The organism is Aromatoleum toluvorans (assembly GCF_012910905.1).
Lineage (GTDB): Bacteria > Pseudomonadota > Gammaproteobacteria > Burkholderiales > Rhodocyclaceae > Aromatoleum > Aromatoleum toluvorans.
Genome location: NZ_WTVN01000019.1, coordinates 51694 through 68086 on the forward strand (window position 1 = coordinate 51694; position 16393 = coordinate 68086).

Consider the following 16393-nt stretch of genomic DNA (forward strand, 5'->3'; position numbering starts at 1 on the left):
CATCATTCAACTGCGATTCGGAGTGCGGCCGCACAGGCCAACGGCGCCAGTGCCAGCGACGCCAACAGCCCGCCACCAAGAAGCAAAAGATGTGCCTGTGCACCGGAGCCCGACAGGTATGCGTCCACCGCACCGGCACCGAAGATCAGCACCGGCACGAACAGCGGCAGCACCAGCAGCGCGAGCAGCATGCCGCCCCCGCGCAGGCCCAGCGTGAGGGCCGCGCCGACCGCCCCCAGCAGCGCGAGGATCGGTGTCCCGAGCGCCAACGATAGAATCAGCACCCCCAGCGCACCTTGCTCCACGTCAAACAACAGCGCAAGCCCCGGCGCGACTACCACCAGCGGCAGGCCGGTGGCGATCCAGTGGGCGGAGATCTTGGCAACGACCCACAGGACGGTGGGCTCGGGGGTCAGCAGCAGCTGTTCGAGCGTGCCGTCGGCGTGGTCCTGGGCGAACAGGCGGTGCAGCGACAGCAGGGTGGACAGGAGCGCGGCGACCCACAGGACACCGGGCGCGATGGTGCGCAGCAGGTTGGGCTCGGCGCCGACCCCGAACGGAAAGAGGCAGACGACGACGACGAAGAACGCGAGCGTGACGAGGACGTCGGCGCGTCCGCGCCAGGCGAGCAGGAGATCGCGGCTCAGGACCGCGGCAAAGGGACCCAGGGCGCGGCTCAACAGGCTACCTCGGCAAGATCGAGCACCGCCGGGGCCTTGGCGAAAGGCGCATCCTGGTGAGTGGTGAGCACCACCATGCCGCCAGCGGCGCAGTGTTCGGAAAGGGTGGCGGTCAGGTCGGCCACGGCGGCGACGTCGAGGGCCGTGAAGGGCTCGTCGAGGATCCACAGCTTGCGGTCGGCTTCGAGGAACAGACGGGCCAGGCCGACGCGCCGGCGCTGCCCCTGCGACAGGACGCGGGCGGGAAGGTCGAGTTGCTGGGCGAGGCCGATGCGCACGAGGGCATCGATGCAGGCATCCTCGTCGACCTTGTCGCCGCCCGAGGAACAGGCGAAGCGCAGGTTCTCCAGCGGCGTGAGGAGGTCGTTGAGGGACGGCGCGTGCCCGAGGTACAGCAAGGCGCGGTGATAGCTTTCGCGGTCGCTGTTGATGGGGACGTCGTTCCAGCGGATTTCGCCGCTCTCGGGCATGGCGAGGCCGCACAGGATACGCAGCAGGCTGGTCTTGCCGAATCCGTTGGGACCGGCGACGCGCAGCAGGTCCCCCGGAGCGACCCGCAGGGAAAGGCCTCGGAACAGCGGGCGGTCACCCTTTACGCAGGCGAGAGCGTTGGCATAAAGCATGGGCGTGGATTTAACCACAGACGGGACCGATTCGGGAGTCCCGCCAGGCGGAAAAACCGCGATCCCATCAGTGGATTGATGAAATCGCGGCGGGTCGGTGGCGACGGCCGGAAGCTCAGTCCTGCTTGGGCGGTGCTGGCGGGTGGAACACCTCGGGCGCGACACTTTCATGCGCCGCGCCGATGTCCTGCTCGATCGGCGGCAGCGAGTGCGCGATGCCCTTGTGGCAGTCGATGCAGGTCTTGCCCTCGGCGAGCCCGGCCTGGTGCGCCTTGTTGGAGCGCCGCCCCTGTACGGAATAGTCGAAGTACTCGTAGTTGTGGCAGTTGCGGCATTCCTGCGAGTTGTTCTTCTTCATGCGGCGCCACTCGTTCTGGGCGAGTTGAATGCGCTTGGCGTTGAACTTCTCGGGCGTGTCGATCGAGCCGAGCAGGTGGTGGAAGACTTCGTTGGACGCCTGGATCTTGCGGATGATCTTGGGGATCCATTCCTTCGGCACGTGACAATCCGGGCAGGTGGCGCGCACGCCGGTGCGGTTCTGGTAGTGGATGGTGTTGCGGTACTCCTTGAAGACGTTTTCCTTCATCTCGTGGCAGCCGATGCAGAAGGCTTCACGGTTGGTGAGCTCCAGCACCGTGTTGAAGCCGCCCCAGAAGATGATGCCGGCGACGAAGGCAATGCCGACGACGCCGAAGGCGAGGCGACGCAGGCGCTGCCACGGGCTGCCCTTCGCGTTGTTGTTGTCCTGGGTCATGGTGGTTCCCTGTCCGTTAGGCGTCGAGGATCAGCGCAGGCCCTCGGCGCGCTTGAAGGTGTTGTCGACCAGCGGTTTGGCGTCGGTCTGGGGAATGTGGCACTGCAGGCAGAAGTAGCGGCGCGGAGAGATGTTCGACAGCTCGCCGCCGTCCCGGTCCTTGAAGTGCGTGAGGCTGACCTTGGTGGCGTTGAACTCCTGGTAGCGGCTCCAGGCATGGCAGTCCATGCACTTGTTGAAGTTCTTGGTAACTTCGTAGCCCTCGACCTTGTGCGGGATCAGGGGCGGCTGCTGCACGTAGTCGCGCGAGATGGCCGGGCCGTCGGGCCGGACGTGCGCCGCCGCCGTGGCCGGCTCGGCGGCGTCCACCGCCGCACCGCGCAGGCTCTGCACCTGCTGGGCCAGCGCCTGTCCGCCGAAGGGACCGAAGCTTGCGGCGGCAATGAGCGCCAGCGCCAGGTTACGGGTCTGTTTTTTCATGACTCGCTCCTATCAAATCGGGTCGTGATTCGAAAAACGTTCCTGCCGCATACATCGATGCAGCGGCCACAATTGGTGCAGTTGCGGTCGAGGATGACCGGATGGTCCTGGCCGGCCGCCTTGAGTGCGGGACGGATGACCTGGGGTTCGGGGCAGACGGCGAAGCAGTCCATGCAGTCGTCGCAGGCGCTGCGATGCGCGGCGCTGACGCGCACGAGTGCGGCGCTGCCGAGCAGGCTGTAGAAGGCGCCCATCGGGCAGAGGTGGCCGCACCAGCCGCGCGTGGCGATCAGCAGGTCGTACAGGAAGACGCCGCCGACGATGCCCCACGCGAGGCCGAAGCCGAAGATGAGGCCGCGGTGCAGCATCGACACCGGATTGACCCATTCCCACGCGAGGCTGCCGCTGGCGAAGGCGGCGAGCAGCATGAAGCCGAGCAGCCAGTAGCGCGTGTCGCCCGAGGGGATCTTGCCGCCCTTGAGGCCGAGGCGGCGGCGCAGCCACGCGGCGGCATCGGTGACGAGGTTCATCGGGCACACCCAGGAGCAGAACACGCGGCCGCCGGCGACGAGGTAGAAGGCGACGACGATGCCGGTGCCGATCAGGGCCTCCTTGTACGGGAGCGTTCCGGCCGCGAGCGACTGTGCAAGCAGGAAGGGGTCGGTGAGCGGCAGGACGCCGAGCGTGAGGCTGGACGACAGGTTGCCCTTGACGATCCACAGCCCGAACCACGGGCCGGCGAGAAACGCGGCCAGGATGCCGAGTTGCGACAGGCGCCGCAGGATGAGCCACCGGTGCGCGCGCAGCCAACCCTTGGCGGCGATCGCGTCGGCGCCGACACGCGGGCGCGCGGCCTTTGGCACGGCGGCGACGCTCATGGCTTCCACCCCGAATCGAGGCCGCTGCCCGGCCGGGCCGGCGCGGCGGGAGCCGGCGTTGGCCCCTGCCCCGGCGCGACACGCGTGTCGCCGTAGGACTTGCCTTCGAGGCCGCGCACGGGCAGTTCGAGCTGCTCGCCGATCAGCGACTCGCCGGCGGCTTCCTTCTCTTCCCAGCCCTTGCGGTAGTGCTCGGCCTTCGAACCCTGCGCGAGCTTCAGCGGCAGCACCTTGATCGCGGCTTCACCCGGCAGCACGCAGGATTTTTCGCACTTGCCGCAGCCGGTGCAGTGGTCAGAATGCACCGTGGGCAGGAGCATTGCGTGGCGGTCGGAGCGCGGGTTGTGCTGGCGCTCGAGCGTGATCGCCTTGTCGATGACCGGGCACACGCGATAGCAGACGTCGCAGCGCAGGCCGAGGAAGTTGAGGCAGGTCTCGTGGTCGATCAGCACCGCGAGCCCCATGCGCGCCTTGCCGATGTCGGTGAGGCCGTGGTCGAGCGCGCCGGTCGGGCAGGCGACGACGCAGGGGATGGTCTCGCACATCTCGCACGGGATCTGGCGTGCGTGGAAGTACGGGGTGCCCGTGGCGATGCCGTCACCGAGTTCGGCGAGCCGGAGCGTGTCGTACGGGCAGTCGCGCACGCACAGGCCGCAGCGCACGCAGGCGGCGAGGAAATCCGCCTCGGCGAGCGCGCCGGGCGGACGCAGGGCGGTCGCGGGCAGGGCGCTTGCCTGCTTCGCGTACAGGCCGACGCCGAGCGAGAGCAGGCAGGCGCCGCCCGCGACCCCCGCCGCTTCCCGGAGGAAGCGGCGGCGGGGCGAGGGGCCTCCCTGACCGACCGGCTTGTCCTGCACTTCAGCCATGATCCGCGCTCCGCTGCCCTATGCCGTCAGACCTTGAGCACCTTGACGGCGCACTTCTTGAAGTCCGTTTCCTTCGAGATCGGGCAGGTGGCGTCGAGCGTGAGCTTGTTCACCAGGCGCCCTTCGTCGAAGAACGGGATGAAGATGAGGCCGACGGGCGGCTTGTTGCGGCCACGCGTTTCCAGGCGCGCGGTGATCTCGCCGCGACGCGAGGCGACCTTGACCAGCATGCCGCGCTGCAGGCCGCGCTTGGTGGCGTCGTCCGGGTGCATGAAGATCTGCGCCTCGGGCACCGAGCGGTGCAGCTCGGGCACGCGGCGGGTCATCGAGCCGGTGTGCCAGTGCTCGAGCACGCGGCCGGTGCACAGCCACATGTCGTATTCCTTGTCCGGCATCTCCGGCGGATCCTGGTAGGGCAGCGCGAAAATGACCGCCTTGCCGTCCTTGTGGCCGTAGAACTTCACGCCCTCGCCGGTCTTGACGTAGGGGTCGTAGCCCTCGCGGAAGCGCCACAGGGTTTCCTTGCCTTCGACGACCGGCCAGCGCAGGCCGCGCGCCTTGTGGTACATCGCGAAGTCGGCGAGGTCGTGGCCGTGGCCGCGGCCGAACTGCGCGTATTCCTCGAACAGGCCCTTCTGCAGGTAGAAGCCGAGCTCCTTCGACTCGTCGTTCATGTAGCCGGGAATCGCGTGGGCGTTCGTCTTCTCGACGTCGGCGAGCGGGAACTTGTTGACCGAGCCGTTCTTGTACAGCACGTCGAACAGGGTCTTGCCCTTGAGTTCGGGCTTCTTGGCGATGAGTTCGGCCGGCCACACGTCCTCGACCTTGAAGCGCTTCGAGAACTCGACGAGCTGCCACAGGTCGGACTTGGCCTGCCCGGGCGCGGCCACCTGCTGGCGCCAGAACTGGGTGCGGCGCTCGGCATTGCCGAAGGCGCCTTCCTTCTCGGCCCACATCGCGGCCGGCAGGATGAGGTCGGCGGACAGCGCGGACACGGTCGGGTAGGCATCGGAGACGACGACGAAGGCTTCCGGGTTGCGCCAGCCGGGGTAGATCTCGCCGTTGATGTTGGGACCGGCCTGCATGTTGTTGGTGGTGCTGGTCCAGTAGCACTTCAGCTTGCCGTCCTTGAGGGCGCGGCTCTGCGCGACGGCGTGGTAGCCGACCTTCTCCGGGATCGTGCCCTCGGGCAGCTGCCAGATCTTCTCGGTGATCGCGCGGTGCATCGGGTTGGTGACGACCATGTCGGCCGGCAGGCGGTGCGCGAAGGTGCCGACTTCGCGCGCGGTGCCGCAGGCGGACGGCTGGCCGGTGAGCGAGAACGGGCTGTTGCCGGGCTCGGAGATCTTCCCGACCAGCAGGTGCACGTTGTAGATCATGTTGTTCACCCACGTGCCGCGGGTGTGCTGGTTGAAGCCCATGGTCCAGAAGGACACGACCTTCTTCTTCGGATCGGCGTAGAGCTTCGCCATGCGCTCGAGGCGGTCGACGGGCACGCCGGAGAGCTTCGACACCTTCTCGGCCGTGTACTCGGACACGAACTTGGCGAAGTCCTCGAAGCCGATGTCGGTCGCGGCGCCGGTGTTGCCCTTGGGCTTGCCGTCGGCGCCGGGATAGCCGTTGTTGGTGGCATTGGCTTCGAGCGCGTGGTTCGGGCGCAGGCCGAAGCCGATGTCGGTCTCGCCTTTCTTGAAGTTCACCCGCGTCTTGACGAACTCGGTATTAACTTTCTTGTTCTGGATGATGTAGTTGCAGATGTAGTTCAGGATCGCGAGGTCGGTGTTCGGCACGAAGATCATGCCGTTGTCGGCGAGCTCGAACGAACGGTGCTCGTAGGTCGACAACACGTGCACTTCGCAGCCTTCCTTCGACAGGCGGCGGTCGGTGATGCGCGACCACAGGATGGGGTGCATCTCGGCCATGTTCGAGCCCCACAGCACGAAGCCGTCGGCGTTCTCGATGTCGTCGTAGCAGCCCATCGGCTCGTCGATGCCGAAGGTGCGCATGAAGCCGGCCACGGCCGAGGCCATGCAGTGGCGGGCGTTGGGGTCGAGGTTGTTGCTGCGGAAACCGGCCTTGTGCAGCTTGGACGCGGCGTAGCCTTCCCAGATCGTCCACTGGCCCGAGCCGAACATGCCCACCGAGTCGGGGCCGTGCTGCTTCATCGCGGCCTTCCATTTCTCGGCCATGATGTCGAAGGCCTGGTCCCAGGTGATCGGCGCGAATTCGCCGTTCTTGTCGTACTTGCCGTTCTTCATGCGCAGCAGCGGCTTCGTGAGCCGGTCGTTGCCATACATGATCTTCGACAGGAAATAGCCCTTGATGCAGTTGAGGCCGCGGTTGACGGGCGAGTCCGGGTCGCCCTGGGTCGCGACGATGCGCCCGTTCTGCACGCCGACGAGCACCGAGCAACCGGTGCCGCAGAAGCGGCAGGCCGCCTTGTCCCAGCGCACCTTGGTGGAGGCCTTGCCGGCCGGCTGGGCCTGCGCCTCGGCCACTACCGGGATACCAATGCCGGCGGTCGCCGCGGCAGCCGCGATGGCATTGGTCTTGATGAAGTCGCGTCTATCCATGGTCATTTCAAGCCTCCTTGTCCTGAGCGCTGCCGATTCCGTCCCCCGCGAGCGGCAGGCCCGGTATCGGTTCCGGGTGTTCCAATTCGTGTTCCAAACCTTCGTCCGTGTATTCGTAGGCGAGCGTGACGCCGAGCACGTGCGGTGCGACGTTCACAGCCAGCAGGGAATCGGTCATGGCATAGCCTTCGCCGTCCTCGACGGTGACAATGACGCGCCCGAGCTCGCTGCTCGCGCCGTGCAGCTCGACGCCGGGGATCTTCAGCAGCGCGTCCTTCAGGGCGTCGATGTGCTCCGGGCTGACCCTGACGACCAGGCTTGCGATCTTCATGCAGGCATCTCCACTCGATTCTTCATTGCGATGGCGCCGGCCGGACAGGGAGCCTGACAGGCGCCGCAGCCGGTGCAGCGTTCGGCGTCGAACAGGGGCTGCGCGACACCGCCGCGGCTGGGGCGGAAGCGGATCGCGGCGGCGGCGCAGGCCTCGCCGCACACCCGGCATTCGATGCCGCGGCGCGCGAGACAGGCATCGGCGATCACCGCCGCGAGCCGCCACGGCGCCAGTCCGTCGCTTCGCTGCAGCGCGCCGGCCTGGCAAGCGGTGACGCAGTCGCCACAGAAGCTGCATTCACCACGGCTGAAATCGACGCCCGGATAGCCGCCGGGAGCGGCAACGACAATGCCGGTCGGACAGGCCTTCAGGCAGTCCCCGCAGCGCGTGCAGGCATCCTCGAAGTCGCCGCCCGCGATCGCCCAGGGCGGTCGCAGCACATCGGTATCGGAACGGAAACGGCCCCTGAGGAACCCGCGGCGTGAGGTCGGCATGACGCACGCAATACCCTGAAACATTCATGGGTTTTCATTGGACACGCGCCCGGATTGCCGGACCTTGACTGCCGTCAAGATGCGAACGGCTCCCATTCCGGGGCCGCCGCGGGGTGGGATCAGCGTTCGGGGCGCAGGTGTTCGACGGCCCAGACGGCCGCCTCGACGCGCGAACGGAAATTGAGTTTGCGCAGCAGGTGCTTGACGTGCACCTTGACGGTGCCTTCGGCAATGTTGAGCTCGCGGGCGATCTGCTTGTTCGACAGGCCGCCGGCGATGTATTCGAGGATGCCCTGCTCGCGCTCGGTGAGCCCGGCCGCGGACGCGCTCTCGGGACGCTTGTCGTCGCGCAGCGCGGCGGCCAGCAGGTGCGTGAGCGCGTCGGAGACGACGATGCGGCCGGCCGCGGCGGCGCGCAGCGCCTCGACCATTTCCTCGGGCTCCATGTCCTTGAGGAGATAGCCGTCGGCCCCGGCGCGCAGGGCGGCGACGAGGTCGTCGGCGGCATCCGAAACGGTGACCATCACGACGCGGGTGTCGAGGTCGGCCTGCTTCACGAAGCGCAGCACGTCGAGGCCCGACATCTCCTTCATGTTGAGGTCGAGCAGCAGCAGGTCGGGGCGCAGGTGGAGGATCTGGCGGATGCCTTCCCTGCCGTCGGCGACTTCGGCGACGAGATCGAAGCCGGGCACGGTGCGCAGCAGCTGGATCAGTCCCTTGCGGAACAGCGGGTGGTCGTCGACGATGATGACGCGTTGCCGGGTGTCGGTCATTTGTTCTCCATGACAATGGGTAGTTCCGGGCGCCCCTCGGCCGGCCGCGGGTTGAAGCGCAGCACGATACGTGTGCCGCCCTCCGGGCAGGACAGGACTTCGAGCGAGCCGCCCAGGCCGCGGGCGCGCTCGCTCATGATCGTGAGGCCGAAGTGATGCGCGGCGGCCACCGATTCGTCGTCGACGCCGCGGCCGTCGTCCTCGACGACGACGGTGATGTCACCGCCGGGGGCGCTGGCGAGCGCGACGCGGATGCGCGTGGCCTGGGCGTGGCGGACCGCGTTCGACAGCGCCTCGCGGATGATGTGCAGGACGTGGATTTCCTGGTTGGGATTGAGGTGGCTGCCGCCGAGCTCGAGTTCGAGTCCGATCGGCAGCCCGCTGCGCGACGCGAACTCGGACACGGTGTTGCCGAGCAGGCGCGCGAAATCGCCCTCGATGCGCAGCCGGAAGGTTGCCAGCAATTCGCGCAGCTGACGGTAGGCCGCGTTGATGCCTTCGCGCAGGTCGGCGAGGATCGTCTCCGCTTCCTCGCGCGCCTGCGGCCCCGCCAGCGCGGGCGACAGCAGGCTGACCTGGATCTTCATGAAGGACAGCGACTGCGCGAGCGAATCGTGCAGTTCGCGGGCGATGATCGAGCGCTCTTCCTGCAGCGCGAGCAGCCGGTCGCGTTCGCTCTGGCGCGAGATGCCGAGCGCGATGCCCATGTGCCGCGTCACCGCCTCGAGCAGCGTCCGCTCCCAGTCCCCCAGGCGCTGGCCCGGGGGCAGCGCGAGGCGCAGCATGCCGTAGTGGCGTTCGGCGTCGCGCAGCGGCACGAGCAGCACGTCCATGTCACCCTCGCCATGGTAGCTCCACGGAGCCCGCCGCCCCGAGCAGCGGGCGCAATCCCCATTGCCGGTTCGGCGTTCGGGGCACTCGCCGATGGTCGAGGCGAGCACCGATGCCGCCCCCCCGAGCTTGGGCTCGACGCAGATGAAACTGCCGCGCAGTCCCAGCGTCTGCTCGAGATCGCTCAGGGTCTCGGCGTAGGTCGCGCTGCTCGCCGGGGCGTGATAGAGGCGCGAGATCACGTAATACAGCAGTTCCAGTGCGCGGTTGCTGCGGGTGAGATCCGCGGTCTTGCGCGCGACCCGCGATTCGAGCTCGCGATAGGCGACCGACAGCTCGCCCGCCATCGCGTTGAAGGCCTCGCCGACGCGCCCCAGTTCGTCGCGGCCGGTGAATCGGGTGCGTGCGTCGAAATCCCCCTGCGCGATGCGCGCCGCGCAGTTGTGCAGGCCGCTCAGGGGCGCAATCACGCGCCGGCGCAGCACGTACAGCGCAGGCGCGACGGCGCCCACCAGCAACAGTAGCGCGGCGCCGAGCAGGGTGCGCAACTGCTCGATGCGCGACTCGGCGTCGTGCTCGAGCACCGCTACCAGCGTGTTGATTTCCTCGGCAAAGGCGTCGACCTCGACGAGCAGCGCGCGGTAATGCGCCGCCGCGGACGGATCCTCGGGGGGCGCCTCGGGAATCGCCAGCACGCGCGGCCGGATGCGCGTTTTCCAGCCCGCCTCGACACCGCGAAAGACCGACGCGAACACGCTGCTCGGCTGACGCTCGAGCACGCTCGCGATCACCGGACTGGCGAGGGCGACCTCGAACTGCGCGACGGCGTCCTGCACCGCCCCCTGATCCGCCGCGCCGATGCTGCGCGCGACGGCGAGCCCGCCGGCCCGGTGCGCGAGCCGGCGCAGGCTGCCCGCGACGTTGACCGCGCTGGCGCTGCCCTGGACGGACTCCATGACGACCACCGACACGCCGATCCCGATCACGCCGATCAGCGCCACCGCAAGGAAGGCAAGCAGCAACAGGAGCAGCACGGCGCGCCCGGCGATCATCCGCCAGACGCGCCCCGGCAGGCCGCGCCATTCCCCGCCCTGCGCTGCAGCGGCTGAATTCATGGGGATACCTCCATATACCCAAGCTCGTCGCCTGGATCTTCAAGATCCAGCAAAATCTCAAAAAATCAACCACTTCTCAATTACCACCAATACCTCCGAAGAGGTATTTCGCCCCTCCCGGCGTGCATATGCCGACTGGATCATCAGAGTTTCTGCATCTAGACTTGGGCAAGATCATCGGCCCGAATCCCGCATGTGCCGTCCAGGGAGCGTAACGCAATGAACACGATCCAGGCCCAAACCGTCCAGACCCTCGCCCTCCTCGACCCCTTCGACTGCCTCGACTCCGCCACCCTGGGGCGGCTTGTCCACGGCGTGCGCTCCGTGCGCGCCTCCCGCACGGAGATGATCATGCACCGCGGCACGGAGCCCGGAGGCATGTACCTGGTCCTCGAAGGCGAGGTCAAACTGTTCCTGATCTCGAGCGCAGGCGCGGAAAAGGTCGTGCGCCTGGCCGGGCCGGGCGACACCTTCTGCGAAGAGAACATCTTCAGCGACACGCGCCAGACGCTCGCGGCGCAGGCGACCCGCAACAGCATCGTCTTGCACATCCAGCGCAACGCGGTGCAGGCCGCGATGGCGGCCCAGCCGCGGTTCGCGATGGCGCTGATGGCCCGCCTGTCCGAGCGCATGCAGGAACTGGTCGAAGGGATGGAGCAATGCACGCAGCGCAGCAGCACGCAGCGCGTCGCGCATTATCTCGTTCAGCATGCCGACAGCGACGACGGTGAGGTGCATCTTCCCTGTGACAAGCAGACCATCGCCTCGCAGCTGAACCTCACGCCGGAGACCTTCTCGCGCGTGCTCAACCGGCTCCGGCGCGACGGCTTCATCGTGCCGCGCGGACGGCGCGCGATCACCCTCACCAACCGGCTGCAGCTCGAACGCATCGCGGCCTGACGCCGCAGCGCGGAGGGCGTCGGAAGGGTCAGGGCAGGAGCGGCATGACGGCGTCGCGGTGGCCGTCCGCGGCCAGCCAGCGCACCAGCGTGCGGTAGATGTCGAGATCGAAGCGGCGCGGCGGCAGCGCCGCACGCAACGTGTCCAGCGCCTGAGGACTGTCGGCGGTGCCGAGCAGACACCAGTGGTCGACCACGTGCCAGGCCTCACTGCCGCTGTGGGGACAGCGCTCCGCGATCATCACCGCGCCCGGCCACGGCCAGGGGCGCAGCCGCACCGCCCCGAGCGCGCCGAGCAGGCGTTCGTCGTGCGCCGCGAAGCTTTCCTTGCCGGCACACACGCCGGCGCAGCGCTTCGCCAGATGCGCCGAGCACGGGCCGCTGTTGCCCGATTCCAGCCCGAGGCGGCGCAGGCACAGCTGATAGGCCTGCGCCAGCTCGCGCAGCAGGTTGTCCGCTTCCTTCTTCGTGCGGAACGTGCCGTGCGCGTCGCCCCACGCCGCCGGATCGCTGCCCGCCAGCGCGACGCGCTGCAGGATGGGGGGACGCTTGCGTCCCGGCACGTACTGCAGGCCGAAGACTTCCGCGCTGCCCGCGACGCGGTTGTACGGCGGGCAGCGTCGGTGCAGCAGCGCCATCTCGCGCAGCGTCGCGGTCAGCTCGCCCGCGCTTTCCTCCCAGTCGACGCGGCGCACGCGCTTGGCGAGTTCCGCGTCCTTGCCCTTCACGCCGGGCGCGAAGTGCTCCATCACGCGCGCACGCAGGCAGGCGCTGCGACCGATGTAGAGGAGCTGGTCGTTGTCGCCGTAGAGGTAGTACAGGCCGGGCGACTCGGGCAGGCCTTCGAGCACGCCCTCGGGCAGCTCGACCGCGCGCGCCGGGCGCTTCATCGCGCGCTCGACCGCGCGCGCGAGCACGTCGGGCGCGAAGGCGTCGGTGACGAGGCGGGCAAACTGCCACAGCACCTCGGTGTCGCCCATCGCGCGGTGGCGAGCACCACAGGTGAAGCCGTGGCGCTCGATCAACGCGTCGAGGCCGTGGCGGTGATGCTCGGGATACAGCGCGCGCGACAGCTTCACGGTGCACAGCACCGGGGCGTCGAAAGTCTGCTCGATGCGCGCGAACTCGCTGCGGATGAAGCCGTAGTCGAAGCGCGCGTTGTGCGCGACGAACACGGCGCCGCCCAGCCGGGCACGCACCTCGTCGGCGAGCGCCGCGAAAGTCGGCGCACCGGCGACCATCGCGTCGGTGATGCCGACCAGCCGCTGGATCAGCGGCGGGATCGGGCATTCGGGATTGACCAGCGTTTCCCAGCGATCGACCAGCTCGCCGCGCTCGATGCGCAGCACGGCGATCTCCGTCACGCGGTCGCGCAACGGATTCGCGCCGGTGGTTTCGACGTCGATCAGGACCAGTGAGTCAGGCAGCGACACGCGGGCGTGGGAAAGAGCGGATTCCCGTCAGGCAAAACGCACGCGACAAACAGCGAACGCGTGCGCGGCAGACGAATCGGCCGTGCCGAATCAGTAGTGCGTATCGTAGTAGTACGCCTTCACCGGCACGCGGGACTCGTCGTAACGCTTCTGGGTCTCGACGTCCTGCGGCTTGTCCCACCACAGGGCACGGCCCTTCTTCTGCTCGTCGAGTTCCTTCGGATGCTTTTCCAGCCACTCGCGCATGAACTTGGTGTGATCCGATTCGTACATCGCCATTTCTTTCTCCCGGTACAAGGCGACGCATTGTAGACGCCCGGCCAGCCGCCGCCAATCCGCGTACGCAAAACGGGATTCCCTCGCCTTACTTCGACAGCAGTTCGTCGATCAGGATCCACGCGGCGGTCGCCCCGAGCAGGGCGGCCATCGTCCAGTTGAAGGCCCGCAACGCGACCGGGCTCTTCAGGAAGACGCCCATGCGGTCGCCCGCGAGCGCCCACAGCGCGATGCACGGCAGGTTCACCAGTGCGCACCACAGCGCCAGCTCGCCCGCCGCCTGCCAGCCGCTGCCGCGCGGCAGGAACAGGATCGCGACGTTGAGCACCATCATCCACGCCTTGGGATTGACCCACTGGAACAGGGCGGCGCCGAAGAAGCCCAGCGGGCGGACCTGGCCGCGCGCGGCCGGCTCGCCGGCGCGTGCCTGGCGCCACGCGAGCCACAGCAGGTAGGCACAGCCGGCGATCACCAGCGGCACGCGCAGCGCTTCGAGCCACACCATGATCCAGGCCAGCAGGCTCGCGACGAGCACGACCTGCACGCCGTGGCCGATGCTCACGCCGAGCATGTGCGGCAGGGTGCGGCGGAAACCGAAATTGACGCCGCTCGCCGCGAGCATGAGGTTGTTGGGTCCGGGGGTGACGGACATCGTGAACACGTAGGTCATCAGGGGCAGATCGAACATGGTGCCTTCTCCGGGCTGTCTTGCATGTCACCCAGAATAAGGATTCGCACGGCAAGGTTACAGCGCCAGAAAATAGATTTTATGCTGGACACAGTTTATTCTTCATCGAACTGTATCCACCAATTGCAGCGCCGACTGCAACCATTCGCCCCGGAGGCCCCACGATGCTCGACGACAGCCAGCCGCTGTACCAGTCCCTCGCGCTGGAGCTGCGCCACGCGATGACCGACGGGCGCCTCGCGAGCGGCGAGCGCCTGCCCTCGGTGCGCGAGGCGGCGAAGAGCCGCGGGCTGAGCATCAACACCGTGCTCGCGGCCTACCGCCAGCTCGAGGCGCACGGCCTGATCGAGGCGCGGCCGCAGTCGGGCTATTTCGTGCGCTCGCGCCTGCCGACGCCGCCGGCGCCGCGCTTCGCCGCTGCCAGCACGCTGGCGAAATCCGCGGAAGCCGAGGTCCTCGACCAGATCAGCCGCGTCGTCGCCGCCCAGGCGAGCCCCGACACGATCGACCTGTCGCTCGCGTGCCCGAAGGGCAGCACCTTCTATCCGGGCGAACGCCTCGGGCGGCTCGTGTCCGACCTCGCACGCAGGCGGCCGGAGCTGCTGTCGGACTACAGCCTGCCGCCCGGATCGCTGCTGTTGCGGCGCGAGATCTGTCGCCATGCGCAGGACCTGGCGATGACGCTGGCGCCCGAGGACATCATCCTCACCAACGGCTGCATGGAGGCGCTGCAGTTCGCGCTGCGCACGGTGACGCGCCCCGGCGACACGATCGCGCTGGAGTCGCCGACCTACTTCAACCTGATCCCGCTCGCGGAGCGCCTGGGGCTGAAGACGATCGAGGTGCCGACGCATCCCGAGACCGGCATGTCGCTCGACGCGCTGGAGCTGCTGCTGTCGGAAAAGCGCGTGCAGGCCGTCGTGACCATGCCCAACGTGCACAATCCGCTCGGCACCAGCATGCCGGTCGAAGGCAAGCGGCGTCTCGCCGAACTCGCCAACGAGTACCGCGTGCCGGTGATCGAGGACGCGCTGTACGCCGAGCTGCAATACGCGACCCCGCTGCAGCCGGCCGTGAAGGCCTTCGACCGCGGCGGCTGGGTGATCGTGTGCGCGTCCTACACGAAGACGCTCGCGCCGGGTTTTCGCATCGGCTGGATGGAGGGCGGGCGCTTCCGGCGGGAACTCAACGACCTCAAGTTCTGCAGCTCGGTCGCGCAGCCCGCGCTGCTGTGCGAGGCGCTGGGCGTGTTCCTGGAAAGCGGCGGCTACGCGCAGCATCTGCGCCGGCTGCGGCGCACCTACGCGGGGCAGGTCGAGCGCCTGCGCGGCCTGATCGACAGCGCCTTCCCCGCCGGCACGCAGGCGACACGGCCCACCGGCGGCTTCCTGCTATGGGTGCAACTGCCCGCGGGCTGCGACTCGAATCGCCTGTTCGACACCGCCCTCGCGCGCGGCATCAGCATCACGCCGGGACAGCTGTTCTCGCCCAGCGGGCGCTATACGCGGCACATCCGGCTGTCGGGCTGCTACCCGTTCTCCGATCGGCACGTGCATGCGCTGATGACACTCGGCGAGCTCGCGCGGCAGCAGTCATGAGCAGGGCTGGCCGCAGAAGCTCGACAGGATGCTGACGACCTCCTCGCGCGCGAGGTCGCGCACGATGAAGACGAGGCGGCTCCGGCGGTCGTCGTAGGGCGGGCCATCGGGCCACGCGGGCAGGCTGCTGGTCGGATAGGCGACGTGCTGCACGCACTGCACGACGCGCGGCAGCGGGTCGCCGGCGACGTTCAGCAGGCCCTTGATGCGCAGGATGCGCGCACCATACACCTGCAGGATCAGGCCGAGGCCGTCGGAGAAGCCCAGCCAGTCGAGCGGCGCGTCGAAACGCAGCACGTAGCTCGTGACGTGCTCGTCGTGGCGCGCCTCGTGGCCTTGCGCGGGGGCAGATTTCGCACCCGGCTTGCGCCATGCCGGCGCCGCTGCGGCCTGCGCGCGCACGCGCTCGTCGCCGAGCCAGCGCGCGACGTCCGGGATCTTGCCCGCGGGATCGTACAGGCCGCAGCCCGACACCGCCGCAGCGGGCACTTCGCCGCGGAACACCTCGATCTGCTGTGCGCCCGGGTTCAGCGTCGCGAGCCGCGCTGCGAGTGCCGCGCGCTCGTCCTCGCCCGCGAGGTCGCACTTGGTCAGCAACAGGCGGTCGGCCATCGCGACCTGACGCACCGCCTCGCGGTGGCGGTCGAGTTGGCCCTGGCCGTGCGTCGCGTCCACCGCGGTGATCACGCCGTCGCAGCGGTAGCGCTCGGCGATGAAGGGCTCCTGCATCAGCGTGTAGATCACCGGCGCGGGGTCGGCGAGGCCCGTGGTCTCGACCAGCACGCGTTCGAGGCCGGGAATCTCGCGCCGCAGCGCGCGCATGAAGAGGTTCTTCAGCGCTTTCACAAGATCGCCCTGCACGCTGCAGCACACGCAGCCGGAATCGAGCACGACGAGGGTCTCGTCGACCTTGTCGACGAGGTGGTGATCGACCGCGACTTCGCCGAATTCGTTGATCAGCACCGCGGCGCGCGCCATCGCGGGGTCGCGCAGCAGGTGGTTGAGCAGGGTCGTCTTGCCGGCACCGAGGAAGCCGGTCAGCAGGGTGACGGGAATGCGGCGGTCGCCGCCGTCCGCGGCGTCGGGCCGGGCGTGAGCCAT

The 16393-nt window shown here is 68.3% G+C and carries 17 protein-coding genes; 2 read left to right on the forward strand and 15 right to left on the reverse strand.

Annotation, left to right across the window (positions count from 1 at the left end; translation table 11 throughout):
- Window positions 1–2: 2 nt before the first annotated feature.
- The 11 genes from ccmB to GPA22_RS13380 form a co-directional block, all read right to left on the reverse strand.
- Window positions 3–680: a heme exporter protein CcmB gene (ccmB, locus tag GPA22_RS13330; RefSeq protein WP_169256544.1), complete on the reverse strand. Its 678-nt coding sequence runs from the start codon at window positions 678–680 to the stop codon at window positions 3–5.
- The gene (gene ccmA / locus GPA22_RS13335; RefSeq protein WP_169256545.1) at window positions 677–1303 is read right to left on the reverse strand and encodes a cytochrome c biogenesis heme-transporting ATPase CcmA; all 627 of its coding nucleotides are present in this window, start codon (window positions 1301–1303) and stop codon (window positions 677–679) included. Before ccmA ends, ccmB begins: the two co-directional genes overlap by 4 nt.
- Window positions 1304–1418: 115 nt before the next feature.
- Window positions 1419–2057, reverse strand: a complete 639-nt coding sequence (locus GPA22_RS13340) for a NapC/NirT family cytochrome c (RefSeq protein WP_169256546.1) — start codon at window positions 2055–2057, stop codon at window positions 1419–1421.
- A 30-nt stretch (window positions 2058–2087) separates the two neighbouring features.
- Window positions 2088–2537, reverse strand: a complete 450-nt coding sequence (locus GPA22_RS13345) for a nitrate reductase cytochrome c-type subunit (RefSeq protein WP_169256547.1) — start codon at window positions 2535–2537, stop codon at window positions 2088–2090.
- Entirely contained in the window at window positions 2534–3415 is an 882-nt protein-coding gene (napH, locus tag GPA22_RS13350) for a quinol dehydrogenase ferredoxin subunit NapH (RefSeq protein ID WP_169256548.1), read from the reverse strand. The genes GPA22_RS13345 and napH overlap by 4 nt, the downstream gene beginning before the upstream one ends.
- On the reverse strand, window positions 3412–4281 hold the full coding sequence (gene napG / locus GPA22_RS13355) for a ferredoxin-type protein NapG (protein ID WP_169256549.1): 870 nt from the start codon (window positions 4279–4281) through the stop codon (window positions 3412–3414). The genes napH and napG overlap by 4 nt, the downstream gene beginning before the upstream one ends.
- Before the next feature lie 26 nt (window positions 4282–4307).
- Window positions 4308–6860 carry a nitrate reductase catalytic subunit NapA gene (napA, locus tag GPA22_RS13360; RefSeq protein WP_169256550.1) on the reverse strand — a complete coding sequence of 851 codons (2553 nt, stop codon included), beginning with the start codon at window positions 6858–6860 and terminating at the stop codon, window positions 4308–4310.
- 1 nt (window position 6861) lies between these two features.
- Entirely contained in the window at window positions 6862–7185 is a 324-nt protein-coding gene (locus GPA22_RS13365) for a chaperone NapD (RefSeq protein ID WP_169256551.1), read from the reverse strand.
- Window positions 7182–7703: a ferredoxin-type protein NapF gene (gene napF / locus GPA22_RS13370; RefSeq protein WP_425483960.1), complete on the reverse strand. Its 522-nt coding sequence runs from the start codon at window positions 7701–7703 to the stop codon at window positions 7182–7184. The genes GPA22_RS13365 and napF overlap by 4 nt, the downstream gene beginning before the upstream one ends.
- Window positions 7704–7798: 95 nt before the next feature.
- Window positions 7799–8452 carry a two-component system response regulator NarL gene (gene narL, locus GPA22_RS13375; RefSeq protein ID WP_169256552.1) on the reverse strand — a complete coding sequence of 218 codons (654 nt, stop codon included), beginning with the start codon at window positions 8450–8452 and terminating at the stop codon, window positions 7799–7801.
- On the reverse strand, window positions 8449–10398 hold the full coding sequence (locus tag GPA22_RS13380) for an ATP-binding protein (protein WP_169256553.1): 1950 nt from the start codon (window positions 10396–10398) through the stop codon (window positions 8449–8451). The genes narL and GPA22_RS13380 overlap by 4 nt, the downstream gene beginning before the upstream one ends.
- A gap of 219 nt (window positions 10399–10617) precedes the next feature.
- Between GPA22_RS13380 and GPA22_RS13385 the strand changes: the two genes are divergently transcribed.
- A complete protein-coding gene (locus GPA22_RS13385; RefSeq protein WP_169256554.1) occupies window positions 10618–11298 on the forward strand; it encodes a Crp/Fnr family transcriptional regulator in 681 nt (226 codons plus the stop codon).
- Between the two features lie 28 nt (window positions 11299–11326).
- Here the strand turns inward: GPA22_RS13385 and GPA22_RS13390 are convergent, their stop codons facing one another.
- The 3 genes from GPA22_RS13390 to GPA22_RS13400 all read right to left on the reverse strand — a co-directional run bounded on the left by GPA22_RS13390 (window position 11327) and on the right by GPA22_RS13400 (window position 13694).
- Window positions 11327–12730: an exonuclease domain-containing protein gene (locus GPA22_RS13390; RefSeq protein ID WP_169256555.1), complete on the reverse strand. Its 1404-nt coding sequence runs from the start codon at window positions 12728–12730 to the stop codon at window positions 11327–11329.
- 90 nt (window positions 12731–12820) lie between these two features.
- Entirely contained in the window at window positions 12821–13009 is a 189-nt protein-coding gene (locus tag GPA22_RS13395) for a DUF3460 family protein (protein ID WP_169256556.1), read from the reverse strand.
- A gap of 85 nt (window positions 13010–13094) precedes the next feature.
- Window positions 13095–13694 (reverse strand): LysE family translocator, encoded by a 600-nt coding sequence (locus GPA22_RS13400; RefSeq protein WP_169256557.1) that lies wholly within the window; start codon window positions 13692–13694, stop codon window positions 13095–13097.
- A 164-nt stretch (window positions 13695–13858) separates the two neighbouring features.
- On the opposite strand from GPA22_RS13400, the gene GPA22_RS13405 reads away from it, so the two are divergent.
- Window positions 13859–15292: an aminotransferase-like domain-containing protein gene (locus GPA22_RS13405; RefSeq protein WP_169256558.1), complete on the forward strand. Its 1434-nt coding sequence runs from the start codon at window positions 13859–13861 to the stop codon at window positions 15290–15292.
- Here the strand turns inward: GPA22_RS13405 and GPA22_RS13410 are convergent.
- Window positions 15287–16393: a CobW family GTP-binding protein gene (locus GPA22_RS13410; protein ID WP_169256559.1), complete on the reverse strand. Its 1107-nt coding sequence runs from the start codon at window positions 16391–16393 to the stop codon at window positions 15287–15289. The genes GPA22_RS13405 and GPA22_RS13410 overlap by 6 nt on opposite strands.